At 39.9% G+C, this 15850-nt stretch carries 14 protein-coding genes; 5 read left to right on the top strand and 9 right to left on the bottom strand.

Features of this window, described 5'->3' with window-relative positions; translation table 11 throughout:
- Positions 1-50 precede the first annotated feature (50 nt).
- Entirely contained in the window at positions 51-749 is a 699-nt protein-coding gene (locus L6410_RS05125; RefSeq protein WP_024392131.1) for a GntR family transcriptional regulator, read from the bottom strand.
- A gap of 272 nt (positions 750-1021) precedes the next feature.
- Between L6410_RS05125 and guaA the strand changes: the two genes are divergently transcribed.
- Positions 1022-2572, top strand: coding sequence for a glutamine-hydrolyzing GMP synthase (guaA, locus tag L6410_RS05120; protein WP_024397520.1), 1551 nt, complete (start codon positions 1022-1024; stop codon positions 2570-2572).
- 213 nt (positions 2573-2785) lie between these two features.
- Here the strand turns inward: guaA and L6410_RS05115 are convergent, their stop codons facing one another.
- The 3 genes from L6410_RS05115 to uvrB all read right to left on the bottom strand — a co-directional run bounded on the left by L6410_RS05115 (position 2786) and on the right by uvrB (position 5421).
- Positions 2786-3091, bottom strand: coding sequence for a DUF5960 family protein (locus L6410_RS05115; protein ID WP_024397519.1), 306 nt, complete (start codon positions 3089-3091; stop codon positions 2786-2788).
- On the bottom strand, positions 3084-3275 hold the full coding sequence (locus tag L6410_RS05110) for a hypothetical protein (RefSeq protein WP_237396490.1): 192 nt from the start codon (positions 3273-3275) through the stop codon (positions 3084-3086). Before L6410_RS05110 ends, L6410_RS05115 begins: the two co-directional genes overlap by 8 nt.
- 160 nt (positions 3276-3435) lie before the next feature.
- The gene (gene uvrB / locus L6410_RS05105) at positions 3436-5421 is read right to left on the bottom strand and encodes an excinuclease ABC subunit UvrB (RefSeq protein WP_237396480.1); all 1986 of its coding nucleotides are present in this window, start codon (positions 5419-5421) and stop codon (positions 3436-3438) included.
- A gap of 196 nt (positions 5422-5617) precedes the next feature.
- Between uvrB and L6410_RS05100 the strand changes: the two genes are divergently transcribed.
- Both L6410_RS05100 and L6410_RS05095 read left to right on the top strand, forming a co-directional pair.
- Positions 5618-7816, top strand: a complete 2199-nt coding sequence (locus tag L6410_RS05100) for an ABC transporter substrate-binding protein/permease (RefSeq protein WP_172075026.1) — start codon at positions 5618-5620, stop codon at positions 7814-7816.
- A complete protein-coding gene (locus L6410_RS05095) occupies positions 7816-8556 on the top strand; it encodes an amino acid ABC transporter ATP-binding protein (protein WP_024392123.1) in 741 nt (246 codons plus the stop codon). Before L6410_RS05100 ends, L6410_RS05095 begins: the two co-directional genes overlap by 1 nt.
- Positions 8557-8609: 53 nt before the next feature.
- Here the strand turns inward: L6410_RS05095 and L6410_RS05090 are convergent, their stop codons facing one another.
- Together L6410_RS05090 and L6410_RS05085 are read right to left on the bottom strand one after the other, a co-directional pair.
- A complete protein-coding gene (locus tag L6410_RS05090; RefSeq protein WP_024392122.1) occupies positions 8610-9101 on the bottom strand; it encodes a GNAT family N-acetyltransferase in 492 nt (163 codons plus the stop codon).
- A 123-nt stretch (positions 9102-9224) separates the two neighbouring features.
- The gene (locus tag L6410_RS05085) at positions 9225-10796 is read right to left on the bottom strand and encodes an L-lactate permease (protein WP_024392121.1); all 1572 of its coding nucleotides are present in this window, start codon (positions 10794-10796) and stop codon (positions 9225-9227) included.
- A 449-nt stretch (positions 10797-11245) separates the two neighbouring features.
- Between L6410_RS05085 and L6410_RS05080 the strand changes: the two genes are divergently transcribed.
- Positions 11246-12772: an ATP-binding cassette domain-containing protein gene (locus L6410_RS05080; RefSeq protein ID WP_237396478.1), complete on the top strand. Its 1527-nt coding sequence runs from the start codon at positions 11246-11248 to the stop codon at positions 12770-12772.
- A gap of 73 nt (positions 12773-12845) precedes the next feature.
- Here the strand turns inward: L6410_RS05080 and L6410_RS05075 are convergent, their stop codons facing one another.
- Positions 12846-14126 (bottom strand): O-acetylhomoserine aminocarboxypropyltransferase/cysteine synthase family protein, encoded by a 1281-nt coding sequence (locus L6410_RS05075; protein ID WP_024397514.1) that lies wholly within the window; start codon positions 14124-14126, stop codon positions 12846-12848.
- Between the two features lie 177 nt (positions 14127-14303).
- Here L6410_RS05075 and L6410_RS05070 point away from each other — a divergent pair, with 177 nt between their 5' ends.
- The gene (locus tag L6410_RS05070) at positions 14304-14630 is read left to right on the top strand and encodes a hypothetical protein (protein ID WP_237396476.1); all 327 of its coding nucleotides are present in this window, start codon (positions 14304-14306) and stop codon (positions 14628-14630) included.
- 138 nt (positions 14631-14768) lie between these two features.
- On the opposite strand, the gene L6410_RS05065 is transcribed toward L6410_RS05070, so the two are convergent.
- Both L6410_RS05065 and L6410_RS05060 read right to left on the bottom strand, forming a co-directional pair.
- The gene (locus L6410_RS05065; RefSeq protein WP_237396474.1) at positions 14769-15323 is read right to left on the bottom strand and encodes a hypothetical protein; all 555 of its coding nucleotides are present in this window, start codon (positions 15321-15323) and stop codon (positions 14769-14771) included.
- A gap of 20 nt (positions 15324-15343) precedes the next feature.
- On the bottom strand, positions 15344-15811 hold the full coding sequence (locus L6410_RS05060) for a hypothetical protein (RefSeq protein ID WP_237396472.1): 468 nt from the start codon (positions 15809-15811) through the stop codon (positions 15344-15346).
- Positions 15812-15850: the final 39 nt, after the last annotated feature.

Here is a 15850-nt window from a genome sequence, read left to right as displayed (position 1 = left end):
ATTGAAAGAACAAGCGGATTTTCTAAATATATTACATAATTTAATGTATGTTAATTATTTTCTAAATAAAACTCAAAGCGCTCGCCCACGTACTGGCTATTAACAAATTCAAATGCTTGACCATCTTCCAAATAGGAAACTTGTTTTAAAGCAAGTATAGCCTGATTCTTAGTAATTTCTAAGTACTGAGCAACTTTTTCATTCGCCAAACGAGCAAAGATTGTTTGCTTACTTGTTCCAATACGATAACCATTATCTACTAGTGTTTTGAAAAAATGATTGGTTACTTCTTCTTTTGGAACATTTTTAATCAACCGCTCCGGAATGCTGGCTACTTCATAAACAACCGGTACATTGTCAGCATAGCGAACCCGTTCCATTCGAATGATTGATTCCCCTCGAGACAAACCAAGCTCTTCAATTTCTTTTTCGTTTGGTTTTGTACGAGTGTATGACAAGAGCTTGCTCGTAGGTGTTTTTCCTTGAAGCAGTACCAATTCAGTAAAGGAAGTTGTTCCCCGCATCTTCTCTTGCACTCGAGTGCTGGCTACATAGGTGCCAGAACCCACTTTTCGTTGCAAGACTCCCTCTTCTACTAATAGCGTAATGCCTTGCCGTAAGGTCATGCGAGATACTCCAAATTCTTCTGATAAATCTCTTTCACTCGGCAAGCGCTGACCGATGGTCCAAATCCCCTGGTCAATTTGTTCTTTTATCTTATCATGAATCGTAATATATGCTGCTTTCATCTCGACCAACCTTTTTCTTTCTAGTGTACCAAAAATATTCTCATTTGACAAAAATAGACCGATTTTTATGTGGAAAAATGATACCGCAAACAATAAGAAAGCTTTTCCTAAAATAAGCAATGTAAAAAATAGAAAAATACGAACACTTTGTTTTTATAAATTACTCATAGTTTGCAAAACAGATATTTATGAAATATAGTTTGGAAAATGTTCGCTTTTATGATAAAATATGTACTAGTATTTGAATTTATTTCAAAACGAAAGGGTAAAACATGACAAAACAAGATGTCCAAAAAATCATTGTACTAGATTATGGTAGCCAGTACAATCAGCTCATTTCGCGTCGTATTCGCGAATTTGGTGTCTTTTCAGAATTGAAAAATCACAGAATAACTGCCGATGAAGTTCGCACCATCAATCCAATTGGTATTGTACTTTCAGGTGGTCCTAACTCTGTTTACGCAGAGAATGCTTTCGATATTGATCCAGAAATATTTGAATTGGGTATTCCAATCTTGGGTATTTGTTACGGAATGCAACTCATCACTCACAAGCTAGGTGGTAAGGTTGTGCCTGCTGGTGAAGCTGGAAATCGTGAATATGGTCAATCTAACCTACAATTGAAAACCGAGTCAGCTTTATTTGCGAATACACCTGAAGAGCAACTAGTGCTTATGAGCCACGGCGATGCTGTCACAGAAATCCCAGCAGATTTCCATCTTGTTGGTCTTTCATCTGACTGTCCTTACGCAGCAATTGAAAACACAGAACGCCGTATCTACGGTATCCAATTCCACCCAGAAGTTCGTCATTCTATTTATGGTAATGACATTTTGAAAAACTTCGCATTTGGCATCTGTGGTGCACGTGGCGATTGGACGATGGAAAACTTCATAGAAACTGAAATCGAAAAAATTCGTCAAACAGTTGGTGATAAGAAAGTCTTACTCGGTCTCTCTGGTGGTGTTGACTCATCTGTCGTTGGTGTTCTTCTTCAACGTGCTATCGGTGATCAATTGACTTGTATCTTTGTTGACCACGGTCTTCTTCGTAAAAATGAAGGCGATCAAGTCATGGAGATGCTAGGCGGTAAATTTGGACTGAATATTATCCGTGTTGATGCGGCTAAACGCTTCTTAGATTTGCTTGCTGGCGTATCTGATCCAGAGAAAAAACGTAAAATCATCGGTAATGAATTTGTTTACGTATTTGACGATGAGGCGAGCAAGTTAACAGATGTTGAATTCTTGGCTCAAGGAACACTTTATACCGATATCATTGAGTCCGGTACAGATACAGCTGAAACCATCAAATCTCACCATAATGTTGGTGGTTTGCCTGAAGATATGCAATTCAAATTAATCGAACCACTCAATACATTATTTAAAGATGAAGTTCGTGCCCTAGGTACTGCTCTCGGCATGCCTGACGAAGTTGTGTGGCGCCAACCATTCCCAGGTCCAGGTCTTGCTATTCGCGTTATGGGTGAAATTACAGAAGAAAAACTCCAAACTGTTCGTGATTCAGATGCCATTTTGCGCGAAGAGATTGCCAAAGCTGGTCTAGACCGCGATGTTTGGCAGTATTTCACGGTCAATACTGGCGTACGCTCAGTGGGTGTTATGGGAGACGGTCGTACTTACGACTATACGATTGCTATTCGCGCTATCACTTCTGTCGATGGAATGACGGCTGACTTCGCAAAACTTCCTTGGGAAGTTCTTCAGAAAATTTCTGTCCGCATCGTAAATGAAGTAGCTCACGTCAACCGCATTGTCTACGATATCACAAGTAAGCCACCAGCAACAGTTGAGTGGGAGTGATAGAGCCTGGGGAGAGGCTCTATCAGCCAGTCTATCAAGACTGTTTTACCCGACGCCTAGCCTAAGCGTCAAGAGTTCGTGAGAGGCTTGATTTTCCTTCAAAATAGCGATTCTACAGCAGTTTAGCAGGAACAAACTAGTCTAAAAAGGGCGAATCTTCGTTTGATTCCCCCTAAATCCCTCTAAAAAAGAATTAACTAGAAATTTTTCTGGTTAATTCTTTTTTGTTTCTATCGAAAACCTCATTTCCTGATACTCATATAACCTAATGCGAGGGTTCTCTTTCATGGTTTTCACTTTAAAAATAAAATAATGGTCACGACCGTCAGTAGCCTTACTTTTGTGCAAACGAAAATAATTTTTCTGTTTCATCGCCATTGTCAGTAATATATCATCAATAAGAAATGTGAGGGGATCTACCCCTTTATAGTATTTATTAAAGTCCTTCTCGAACTGAAGATAGGAATCAGAGAAATAATCGAACTGAATCAAGTCTTCATATATAGTTTTCCTATTCATCTAGTACCTCCACTAAACTCATTTCAATGATTTCAGAAATTTGAAGCAACACATATCGCTCAACTGTTTTAACCGTAATTTCCTTTGAACTTAATTCGGTTATGCGTCCTTGAAAAGCTTGTCTTTTGCCTTTACGAAGGATGACAAACATTCCTTGAGATTGTGAAGTATATAATTGAGTCACGTAAGTAAGAATTTCACTCTTTGATAGCTGTGATGATACTTCTTGAATACTATGGCCGTTTGTATGAACATTCTATAGCTCCAACCTATAAAAAAGCAGAATGATTCAACCATTCTTGCTTTTAACAATTGATGCTGTGTTTTAAAGAGCCAATCAAACTCTATAAATTTTTCAATTCAATGACCATATCACGAATCTGGGCTGCCAGTTCAAAGTCAAGCACTTCTGCTGCTTCCTGCATTTGACCTTCCAGTTTCTTGATCAGAGCCTTGCGTTCATCTTTGTTGAGGGCATTGAAGTCCACCACTTCTTCCTTGTCTTGAGTAACAGCTTTGGTTACACTAATCAGGTCACGGATTTCCTTCTTGATAGTTTGTGGGATAATACCATGTTCTTCATTATAAGCCATCTGGATTTGACGGCGGCGGGCTGTTTCTTCCATTGCCTTGCGCATAGACTCGGTAACCTTGTCCGCATACATAATCACATGACCCTCAGAGTTACGAGCTGCCCGACCGATTGTCTGGATGAGCCCCCGTTCATTACGGAGGAAGCCTTCCTTGTCAGCATCTAGAATAGCCACCAGACTGACTTCTGGCACGTCAATCCCCTCACGAAGCAAGTTAATCCCTATCAAGACATCAAAGACACCCAAACGCAAATCACGAATAATCTCCGTACGCTCCAAGGTCTTGATATCCGAGTGCATATACTTGACCTTGACGCCCATTTCTTTTAGGTAGTCAGTCAAGTCCTCTGCCATTTTCTTAGTCAGAGTAGTAATAAAGGTCCGCTCACCTTTCTCAACACGGGCATTGATTTCACCCAAGAGGTCGTCCATTTGGCCCATAGTTGGACGGACTTCCACTTCTGGATCCAAAAGCCCAGTCGGCCGAATAATCTGCTCGACAATGGTGTCGGTCTGCTCCATTTCATAGTCACCCGGTGTCGCAGATACATAGACAATCTGGTGGACATGACTCTCAAATTCTTCCCTGCGCAGCGGACGGTTGTCTAGTGCACTCGGGAGGCGGAAACCGTAGTTGACCAACATCTCCTTGCGTGAGCGGTCACCATTGTACATCCCCTTAATCTGCCCCATGGTCATGTGGCTCTCGTCAATCATAATCAGGTAGTCTTCAGGGAAAAAGTCCAGCAGAGTATATGGAGGCTCGCCCTCGCTTCGCCCGTCCATGTGTCGTGAATAGTTCTCAACCCCGTTGGTGTAACCCATTTCCCGAAGCATCTCGATGTCGTAGTCGGTCCGTTGTTTCAATCGCTGAGCTTCTAAGAGTTTTCCTTCTGCCTCAAAGACCTTGAGCTGCTCTTCCAGCTCCGCCTGAATCTTGGCAATAGCCGTTTCCATGTGGTCATCGTTGGTCACGAAGTGGGTGGCAGGGAAAATCGCCAAGTGGTCCACATCGCCCAAGACCTTACCTGTCAGGCTTTCAATCTCACGAATGCGGTCGATTTCATCCCCGAAAAACTCCACACGAAAGGCATGCTCATCGCGAGAAGCTGGAAAAATCTCCACCACATCTCCACGTACACGGAAGCGTCCCCGTTGGAAATCGATGTCGTTGCGCTCAAACTGAATATCGACCAGAGAATTAAGCAACTGGTCACGGGAAATCTCCTGGCCGGGTCGCAGACTAACCACGCTATCTGAATATTCCTTGGGCGATCCCAAACCGTAGATACAGGAGACGGAGGCCACGACGATGACATCATTTCGTTCGAGAAGAGCTGACGTCGCTGAGTGACGGAGTTTGTCGATTTCATCATTGACCGAACTGTCCTTCTCGATATAGGTATCGCTAGAGGGTACATAGGCTTCTGGTTGGTAGTAATCATAGTAAGATACGAAGTACTCGACCGCATTTTCTGGGAAGAATTCCTTGAACTCGCTGTAGAGCTGACCAGCTAGAGTCTTGTTGTGGGCGATGACTAGAGTTGGCTTATTGACACGGGCAATGACCTGGCTCATGGTGTAGGTCTTACCAGTACCTGTTGCTCCCATGAGAATCTGGGCTTTTTCGCCCCCCTCGATATTATCAACCAAGGTTTCAATGGCTTGGGGCTGGTCACCAGACGGTGAGTATTTAGATACAAGTTTAAATTGGTTTTCAGTATTTCGATTTATCATACCCTTATTCTATCACAAGTTCTTACTATTAAATAAAAAAAGATATCTGAATGAAACGAAGAAAAACAAGTTATTTTTTCAATGAAAAACCACCACCCATGTCAGAAGATGTAACATTAGAAAAGGCGTTCATTTTGCAATAATTCTGACAATATGATATACTAGGTAAGTTATTTTATATAGAAGGAGTATGAAAATGAAGAAAAAATTACTCATGCTATTGGCAAGTATTCTGCCAGTATTCTTTGTTTTTACTGGTGTCAAAGCTGATGATACTATTGATATCGTATTTGACAATGCTTATGCCCCATTCGAGTTTAAAGACTCAGATCAAGTTTATAAAGGATTAGACGTTGATATCATCAACGAAGTTGCTAAACGTTCTGGCTGGAATATGAATCAAAGTTTTCCAGGATTTGATGCTGCAGTCAATGCTGTTCAGTCTGGTTCTGCCGACGCCTTGATGGCAGGAACCACCATCACTGAAGCCCGTAAACAAGTCTTTACATTCTCAGATCCATATTTTGATACAAAGATTATTGTTGCAACAACAAAAGCAAACAAAATTTCGTCTTATGAAGATTTGAAAGGCAAAACCGTCGGTGTAAAAAACGGTACAGCTGCACAAACATTCTTAGAAGAAAATAAAGACAAGTATGGTTTTTCAATTAAAACCTTTGATACTGGCGATTTGATGTACAATAGCTTAGCGACTGGCGCTGTTAATGCTGTAATGGATGACGAAGCGGTTATTCAATATGCTATCCAACAAGGTCAAGATCTAAGTTTAGATATACCTGGTGAACCAATTGGGTCATTTGGTTTCTCCGTTAAAAAAGGTAGCAAATACGAGTACCTAGTGGATGATTTCAACAAGGCTTTAGCAGAAATGAAAGAAGATGGTACTTATGAGACAATCATGAATAAATGGTTTGGCTCATCTACTACTTCTACTGACAGCACTGATTATGCATCACGCCTCAGCCTAACAGGTAGTGCAACTGCAAAAGCTACACCTGTAAAATCAAGCTATACCATTGTTGCTGATTCATCATTTGCACCATTTGAATACCAAGATGAATCCGGCAAATATGTTGGGATTGATATGGAATTGATCAAAGCCATTGCTGAGCAACAAGGATTTACTATCACCATTCAAAACCCAGGTTTCGATGCTGCCTTAAATGCTGTCCAAGCTGGACAAGCTGATGCAGTAATTGCAGGTATGTCCATCACAGATGCTCGTAAAGAAATCTTTGACTTCTCCGATGCCTACTATACTTCAAATATCTTGCTTGCTGTAAAAAATGGAAGCGATATTGCTTCCTATGAAGACCTAAAAGGAAAAACTGTCGGCGCTAAAAATGGTACAGCTTCGTATACATTCTTAGAGAGCAACAAAGACAAATATGGCTATACTTTGAAAGCGTTTGATGAAGCTTCTGGAATGTATGATAGTTTAAATTCTGGTTCAATTGACGCTCTTATGGATGATGAAGCCGTTCTTCTCTACGCCATCCAACAAGGACGCGACTTTGCAACACCAATTCCAGGTGAAAAATCTGGTGAATACGGATTTGCGGTCAAAAGAGGGGCTAACCCAGAATTGATTGAAATGTTTAACAACGGACTAGCTGCCTTGGTTGAATCAGGCAAATATGATGAAATTCTAAACAAATACTTCAACTCAACAGAAGAAACAAGTGCTACGACTTCAACAGTCGATGAAACAACCATCATTGGACTTTTGAAAAATAACTATGGTCAGCTCTTGTCTGGTTTAGGTATCACAGTTGGACTTGCCTTGCTTTCATTTGCAATTGCCATTGTCATCGGTATTATCTTCGGTATGTTTGCTGTAAGTCCAGTTAAGGCACTCCGTGTTATTGCATCTGTATTTGTTGATGTTGTTCGTGGTATTCCTTTGATGATTGTCGCGGCTTTCATTTTCTGGGGTATTCCAAACTTAATCGAATCCATCACTGGTCAACAGTCACCAATTAATGACTTTGTTGCTGGTACCATTGCCCTATCGCTCAACTCTGGTGCCTATATTGCAGAGATTGTTCGCGGTGGTATTCAAGCAGTCCCAGCTGGTCAGATGGAGGCATCACGCAGTTTGGGTATTTCTTACGGAACAACCATGCGGAAAATTATCTTGCCACAGGCAGGTAAAATCATGTTGCCAAACTTTATCAACCAGTTTGTTATTACTTTGAAAGATACGACCATCATTTCAGCAATCGGTCTAGTTGAGCTCTTCCAAGCAGGTAAAATCATTATTGCCCGTAACTATCAGTCCTTCCGTATGTATGCAATTCTTGCCATCATCTATTTGGTAGTGATTACACTCTTAACTCGCTTAGCTCGCAAACTTGAAAAAGGAGGTAAATAATGGCACAGTTAAAAATCAATGTACACGATCTTCATAAATCTTACGGATCAAATGAGGTGTTAAAGGGAATAACCACAAAATTCTATGAAGGTGACGTTGTGTGTATTATCGGCCCTTCTGGTTCTGGTAAATCAACCTTCCTCCGCACAATGAACTTACTGGAGACCATCACAAGTGGCCAGGTAACAGTTGACGGTTATGATTTAACAGATCCTAAAACGGATGTTGATGCCTTTCGTTCAAATGTCGGAATGGTATTCCAACACTTTAACCTCTTCCCACACATGACAGTTCTGGACAATATCACATTTGCCCCTATTGAACACAAGCTTTTGGATAAAACAGAAGCTGAAAAAGTTGGAATGGAATTGTTGGAGAAAGTCGGTTTATCTGACAAACGTGATGCCATGCCAGATAGCTTATCTGGTGGCCAAAAACAACGTGTAGCCATCGCCCGTGCCCTTGCAATGAATCCAGATATCATGCTCTTTGATGAACCAACTTCTGCTCTTGACCCTGAAATGGTCGGAGACGTACTTAACGTTATGAAAGACTTGGCTGAGCAAGGTATGACCATGTTGATTGTTACTCACGAAATGGGCTTCGCCCGCAAGGTTGCTAACCGCGTTATCTTTACGGATGGCGGTGAGTTCCTTGAAGATGGTACTCCAGAGCAAATCTTTGACAACCCACAACACCCACGTCTCAAAGACTTCCTTGATAAGGTCTTGAACGTGTAAGCTAAACGAAAAGCCTTGACTTGCGTCAAGGTTTTTTTACATCTCAAAATGTTTTACAAATTCTTTTTATAGGACCAACCTTTCTGTGTCTTTTCAACAGCTTCAAAGCCACATTTCTCAAATAGCTTACGAGAACCTGTATTCCAGTCATAGATTTCTTTGACAAGTATTTCCTCAAGCCCCACTTCCTTTGCACGCTCGATCATTCGATGTAACACCTTAGTCCCAATCCCTTTTTTCCAATACCTCCTGTCTCCAATGGCAATAGCAAAATCATCCTTAAAAAGAGTCACATCACCTATCGGTTGATACTGCCCATCTTCAAAAATTTCAATAAAATAGCACTCTCCATTTTTTGATAAATAGCCATACATACGATTAAGCAAGTCCACACTATAAACTTCCTCATTCCCATCAATGAGCCAGACCAATTCCAAATCTTGATGCCATATCAAAGCAAAATCATGATATCCATCATATTTTCTTAACCGAAGATACTTGTTGATTTCTAATAGTTTCGGTTGTTCCACTCCCTCTATAGCCACATTTTTCCCCTTAGCAAGTAATATTTTTTATCCATTTTATCACAATCTGCTATCGAACGACATCATTTTATTGATGGATTAATTCACAAACATAAAAACTTCATTTTCATGAGGTTTAGAATTTTATAAAAGTAGTCCAATCAGTGCAGCGATAATTCCATAAACAAACATTGGGATTGCTGTCTTCTGCATAATATATCCCTCCTGGCGACGAACACCAGATACCGAAGACGCTGCAATGATGTTATTGATACAAGTCATATTGCCCATTGCCCCACCAACGGACTGCATTGCTAAAATACTAGTCATATTTAGACCCGTCTGAGTAGCAATTGACTGCTGAACCCCACCAAAGATCAGGTTGGAAATGGTAGCGGATCCTGAGAAAAATGCACCAATTGCACCGAGATAAGAAGCAAACAAGCCCCAGAATGGTCCTGTCGCTGCCGCAAGAGACATACCAATAATAGAGACCATGGAATTGTCACCATTTAGTAACATAAATTTCACCATGGTCACTCCTCCCAACAAAGCAAAGAATGGTTCTGCAACTTGATGAGCTGTTTGTCCAATTGTTCTCCAAACATTCCCTTTCATACTTGGATACAACCAAGATAACATAAAAACGATAAGGAAGAATGGGATAAATGCTGGTGCATACAGCAGTTCAAACGATTCGTTGGAACTCGTACCAAACACATTGGTCAAAGTGATTTTTAAAGCCTTTGTTACTTCCAAATCTGCAAAGCCAAGATTAGACTTAAACAAGATAGAATCTGTCCTCATCAAGGCCTTAATTCCTAATTGAGGAACCCGTGTCACAACTAAGATAAGCACCAGACTAATTAGTGGTAATAGAGCCCTAAATAATTCGTTCAGATTCACAGGTTCGAGCTCAGAAATGCTCGTATCAAATTTGCTTAATCCAATTTTTTTCTTAGCCAATACAATGGAAATAAGAAAACCAATTGCACCCCCAATTAAGGAAGGAAACTCATAGTTTATAGTTGCCAGAAGTGTCATTGGAAGTGCACATGAAAATACTGTCAAATAAACAAAAAGAAGATTTTCTTTAATCTGTTTCCAGCTGAACACATACCTTAAAGCAATGATTGGAATAACCAATCCAGCAGCTAAATGAACAAGAGAAGCTTTAAAACCAAGTTCTCCTATCTGCTGACTCGTCAACCCCAATGCTCCAAAACCAAACCAAGTAGGTGTTCCAACCGCACCGAATGAAACCGGTATGGAGTTAAAAATCAATACTGCGATGACAACTTTTATTGGCTCAAATCCTAGGGCAATTAAAATGGGGGCAGCAATTGCAGCTGGAGTTCCAAAACCAGAAGCTCCTTCAACCATAAAAGCAAAGGCATAGCCAATAATCATCATTTGTGCAACAGGATTCGGAGTCAAACCAGACATCCACCTATTGATAATCGACTGATTTCCTGTTTTCTGTTGAAAATTATTAAATAACACGGCTCCCATAATGACGGTAATAGGCGTCAGAGTTGCCCAAAAACCTGTCACCAGACCTGAATTTAGTAAAGCAAAGTCAGTTTTGAAATAGACAAGCAAAATCAAATAAACCAAACCTGCTATCGCTGGCAAGGCATAATTCGCTGCTACCCTCAATTTTATCATCAGAAAAATCAAGACAACAATGGGTAAGACACTTAAAAAGATATCCATAAATTTTTTTCATTTCCCTATTTATTTTCAAACCAAAGATTTGAATCATCTGTCAGCTCTACATCATACCTAACCACCATGATTAAGCAAAAAGAAACCTAACATTGTGTGTATTATAGCACAGGTTAGGGAAAAAAGTAACACCCTATCTATGAATTATTTTCATTATTTTTCAAGAGATAGTCACCTACGACCAATCATTCGTCTTATTGACTATCTCTTGAAAAATTGACAAATCTCAATACATATGGTAAGCTATTATAAAATTGTAATTGCGAGGTAAGGAGAAATGGACAGTAACAAGTAAACTCAATTTAAGTTCTATACTTATTTAGTAGTTTTCTTGCGTCCATTTTTCTGCTCCCTCTATTCCATGAATAGGGTCTTTTTGAGCAGGTTTTGACACACTACTAAATAGGTAGTGTGTTTTTTCTTGTAAAGGAGGCCTTATGCTACTAACCACTCATCACCTATCCCTCGACCATCAAAAAGATTTGCGAAATCTGGTTCACGACCTGAATCTCAATGTCAACCCTGGCGATAAAATAGCCATCATCGGCGAAGAAGGAAATGGAAAATCCAGTCTATTACTCACCTTGATGGATTCAACACTTGTCACCAACTACCTGCTTCAATCAGGCAGCATTCACCGATATTTTCACTCACCAGTCTATATTCCCCAAAGTCTTCCACTGGAAATAGCAGAGCTAACCTTGAACGACTACTTCTTCGCTGACATGGACAGTGACATTGATTACGGCTTACTCTACCTCTATGCTGACCAGCTCCAGTTTGACAGTGAGCGATTTGCCAGTCAACAATTGATTGGAAGCCTGTCAGGTGGTGAAAAACTAAAAATTCAGTTGATAAAAAAGCTAGCCACTCCTTCTGATATGATTTTTCTGGATGAGCCGTCTAACGACTTGGATTTAGATACCTTACTCTGGCTTGAAAACTATATCATCACGAGTCCAAAGACCATCCTTTTTGTTTCTCACGATGAAGACTTTCTTAGCAGAACAGCTACAAAAATCATTCATCTTGAATCGGTTAAGAAGAAAACACTTGCTCAAACCAAAGTTGAAGAATTGGACTATCAGGATTACGCACAGAAGCGCCAACAAGCCTATCAGAAACAAGTTCAACAAGCTCGGAATGACCAAAAAGAATTTGACAAAGCCATGAACAAGCATCTACGACAAAAATCACAGGTGCGCAATACCTTGCTCAATACGCATGATGCTACTATGGGACGCCTCATTGCCAAGAAGATGAAGAATGTCTTATCACGTGAAAAACGCTATGAAAGAATGAAGAAAAATCTCACAGAAGTACCTTTTCATGAAGATGCCATTTCCCTCTTCTTCTCGGACATTTCACCACTACCAGCTAGAAAGCAAGTGCTTCACTTAGAAAAATTCCAATTGAATGTTGAAGAACGACAATTAGTTAGCAATATCCATTTCAACTTAAATGGACAAGAGAAAATTGGCATCATTGGACAAAATGGAATTGGTAAATCCAGTTTTCTAAAGCTAATCTATCAAGAACTCAGGCAACGAGCAGATATAAACTTGGGATACATGCCCCAGCGCTATTCAGAAGTCCTTGATGAGTCTAAAACTCCACTTGATTTTTTAATTGAAAATGGCAATCGTGAGCAGGAACAACTCATCTTAACACATCTAGCCAGTCTGCAGTTTACACGACAAGAAGTTCAACACAGGATCTGTGAACTTTCAGGGGGACAAAAAGCCAAGTTACTCTTGTTAAAAATGGTTCTTGAACAAGCCAATTTTCTCTTATTAGATGAACCCAGTCGAAACTTCTCTCCTACTTCTCAGCCATATATTCGTCAACTATTTGCCGATTATCCAGGTGGCTTGGTATGCGTATCACACGACAGACGTTTTTTGAAAGAAGTTTGTCAAAGAATCTACCGACTAACTGAGACTGGACTGGAAGAACCACAATAAATAATAAAAGGAAATTGGCGCACATGCCAAATTTCCTTTTCTAATAGTATTTCGAATGTATTCGCTTTACAGCTTATAGTTTATCAAGAGCAAGCTGTAAGTCCTCAATCAAATCATTGACATTTTCAAGTCCGATGGATAGGCGAATTTGATTTGGTGTGACCCCAGCAGCAAGTAAATCTTCAGGAGCTAACTGAGCATGCGTGGTTGTAGCTGGATGAACTACTAGTGATTTCGCATCAGCAACGTTTGCTAAATTAGAAAAGATTTCCAAGCTATCAATAACCTTACGAGCTTCTTCTGCTCCGCCTTTTACTTGGAAAGAGAAAATAGATCCAACACCTTTAGGCAGGTATTTATCTGCCAAAGCCTTATAAGGACTATCTGGAAGTGATGGATAATTGACCGACTCAACATTAGGGTGATTGAGCAAGAAATCAACTATCTTTTCGGCATTTGATACATGACGCTCTACACGGAGAGACAAGGTTTCTAACCCTTGCAAAAGCAAGAAGGCGTTAAATGGAGAAAGGGCTGCACCTGTATCGCGAAGTAATTGTACACGAACTGCTACAATAAATGCTGCAGCACCAATATCACGAGTGTAACTAATATTGTGATAACTTGGATCTTCTTCAACAAATTGCGGAAACTTACCAGATGCCGCCCAGTCAAACTTGCCACTATCGACAATCACACCGCCAATGGTCGTACCATGCCCACCGATAAACTTGGTTGCAGAATGAACTGCGATATCAACACCATGAGAAAATACATTAATCAAATATGGAGTTGCAAAGGTATTATCTGAAACAAGTGGGATATGGTGGTTGTGCGCAATTTCTGCCAATTTTTCAAGATCAGGAATATTGATAACAGGGTTTCCCAAGGTTTCAATAAATACCAGTTTTGTATTATCTTGAATGGCAGCTTCTACTGCTTCAAAGTCAGCAATATCGACAAAGCTTGTTGTAATACCATAACGAGGAAGGGTTTCTTTGAAAAGATTAAAGGTCCCACCATAGAGAGTGGTCGCTGCTACAATATGATCCCCAGCGTGTGCCAATGCTAAAACAGTATAGGTAACTGCTGCCATACCAGAAGCAGTTGCGAGCGCCCCAACGCCACCTTCTAAGGCAGCAATACGATTCTCAAAAGTAGCAACCGTTGGATTGGTAATACGAGTGTAGATATTACCAGGTTTACGTAAAGCAAACAAATCCTCCGCTTCTTGAGCATCTTCAAATACATAGGAAGTTGTCTGATAAATAGGTACCGCACGCGATTTTGAAGCAGCATCAACCTCCTGTCCAGCATGAAGTTGAAGGGTTTCAAATGAAAATTCTCTAGCCATAAAGATACTCCTTTGGTCTTTTTCAGTATTCTACCTCATTTTTACCATCTTGACTAATATTTAAATGTTAAGGAACCCTATAGTTAACACCTATAACCATGTATGAGATAATTCTACCAATATAATCCACTACTCATATTACTTGAATAAAATAAGAAGAACAGATACAATGATATTATGAATACATTATTAGAATATATTGGACCAATAATCCTTCTTATCTTGATAATTTCTTATAGTATTTATCGGCGGTTCCATCCTGATACTAAGGATACCAAGCAGCCACCAAGGTGTCCAAAATGTAAGTCTATTAAGCTTCAAACGTATACTCCAAGTCGAAAACAATATTCTCGTAAAGCTGGAATGGTCGGTCATGCAATCAACGGTGTTGAAGGAGCAATGTTTGCAATGCTCTATGAAGCCGATAGAACATACTATCGCTGCCAATACTGTGGTCACCGTTTTTCCAGAAAAGAAAACCGTTCTATCTCCAACATCGAATAACCCTACCTTATTTTTATTAGGAAACTTCTATCTTAAAACGCATTGCTTAGATTCCTTTACTTGGAATTCTAACCAATGCGTTTTTATATTTATCTACTATTCTTACCCTTATGGACACTATCCTTACAAGTATGTCGACTAGCTAACCAACTTAAAAATTCCTGTCCAATTCAAGAAAGCCTTTCTACGCATCCGTTCAATCTCAGTTCGAAAGAGGCCTGCTATTGTTGCACGATTTAAAACGACACTATTTTCACGAGAAGAATTCATCACTTTAGTAACAAGCCTTTCCACTTCTTCTCCTTCTCTAGTGCCCATATCCCACAATTCTTGAAGTACTGTTTTATTATACATCTTTTCATACTCTGCCATACCTTGTAGCACCCAATATCTGTGGTCACTTTCGACTTCTAACCACTGCCATACAATTTCAGCATCTGCCACATCTGGTTTTTCATACTGACACGATTGACAGAGTACCATTTGATTCGCAAAACTAGTCATGTCTGTTTTCCATTTATGCGATACAATTTGATAAGCAGCCACAGCATGAGAAGTTTTACATCTCCAACATAGACCGTTGTGAACTTGAGTATCATCAAAAATCCCTCGCTCAACCAAGGTGTCCATCCAGTAGTCTTCAATCTTTGATAAATCCATTTTAGTATTTTGCATAGATAACATCTTTAACATCTTCATTCTCCCTTAAATCCTTATTTATTTTCCAATAGTTGTGAACGAATCATACTCGCTTGTAGCATTGCCAGCTCGACAATACAAGGATATTGACTTAAATCTAAATTCTCCAACAAACGGTAAGATAAAAATAACTTCGGCTGTAAACGTGTCAGAGGTTTTGACCAAATAACTTGTTCATCTTGAAGTTGTTTGATGGCCAAAAAATATAGGTGATTGACCATGAGATAGGCTTTGCCATTTAACAAATAGGCATAATCCTGCATCAAATCCCGACAAAATGATGCAATCCACACAGCAGCTGTCTTTTCAACATCGAATTGGTAAGTACGTAATAAGTTAGCTGTGAACACACTACCTTTTCCAAAATCCTCAGACCACCTGCCTTCAAAATCTTCCATGTTTAACGGAGAGGTCAACCCAAAATGGCTAGCATATGTTTCCCATTCCTTATAGATATCATTCCAAGAAATAACTATCTTCATAATCGACCCTACCTCCGTTTTTCATTTATGTGAGATAAT

Source organism: Streptococcus parasuis (genome assembly GCF_021654455.1).
Lineage (GTDB): Bacteria > Bacillota > Bacilli > Lactobacillales > Streptococcaceae > Streptococcus > Streptococcus parasuis.
The sequence above is the reverse complement of the archived record's forward strand: the minus strand, read 5'-3'. Positions and strand labels throughout refer to the sequence as shown.

What these genes read in the sequence shown, in the direction of transcription:
- L6410_RS05125 (WP_024392131.1), bottom strand. Translation starts at nt 749, where the DNA reads ATGAAAGCAGCATATATTACGATTCATGATAAGATAAAAGAACAAATT.
- guaA (WP_024397520.1), top strand. Translation starts at nt 1,022, where the DNA reads ATGACAAAACAAGATGTCCAAAAAATCATTGTACTAGATTATGGTAGC.
- L6410_RS05115 (WP_024397519.1), bottom strand. Translation starts at nt 3,091, where the DNA reads ATGAATAGGAAAACTATATATGAAGACTTGATTCAGTTCGATTATTTC.
- uvrB (WP_237396480.1), bottom strand. Translation starts at nt 5,421, where the DNA reads ATGATAAATCGAAATACTGAAAACCAATTTAAACTTGTATCTAAATAC.
- L6410_RS05100 (WP_172075026.1), top strand. Translation starts at nt 5,618, where the DNA reads ATGAAGAAAAAATTACTCATGCTATTGGCAAGTATTCTGCCAGTATTC.
- L6410_RS05095 (WP_024392123.1), top strand. Translation starts at nt 7,816, where the DNA reads ATGGCACAGTTAAAAATCAATGTACACGATCTTCATAAATCTTACGGA.
- L6410_RS05085 (WP_024392121.1), bottom strand. Translation starts at nt 10,796, where the DNA reads ATGGATATCTTTTTAAGTGTCTTACCCATTGTTGTCTTGATTTTTCTG.
- L6410_RS05080 (WP_237396478.1), top strand. Translation starts at nt 11,246, where the DNA reads ATGCTACTAACCACTCATCACCTATCCCTCGACCATCAAAAAGATTTG.
- L6410_RS05075 (WP_024397514.1), bottom strand. Translation starts at nt 14,126, where the DNA reads ATGGCTAGAGAATTTTCATTTGAAACCCTTCAACTTCATGCTGGACAG.
- L6410_RS05070 (WP_237396476.1), top strand. Translation starts at nt 14,304, where the DNA reads ATGAATACATTATTAGAATATATTGGACCAATAATCCTTCTTATCTTG.
- L6410_RS05065 (WP_237396474.1), bottom strand. Translation starts at nt 15,323, where the DNA reads ATGTTAAAGATGTTATCTATGCAAAATACTAAAATGGATTTATCAAAG.
- L6410_RS05060 (WP_237396472.1), bottom strand. Translation starts at nt 15,811, where the DNA reads ATGAAGATAGTTATTTCTTGGAATGATATCTATAAGGAATGGGAAACA.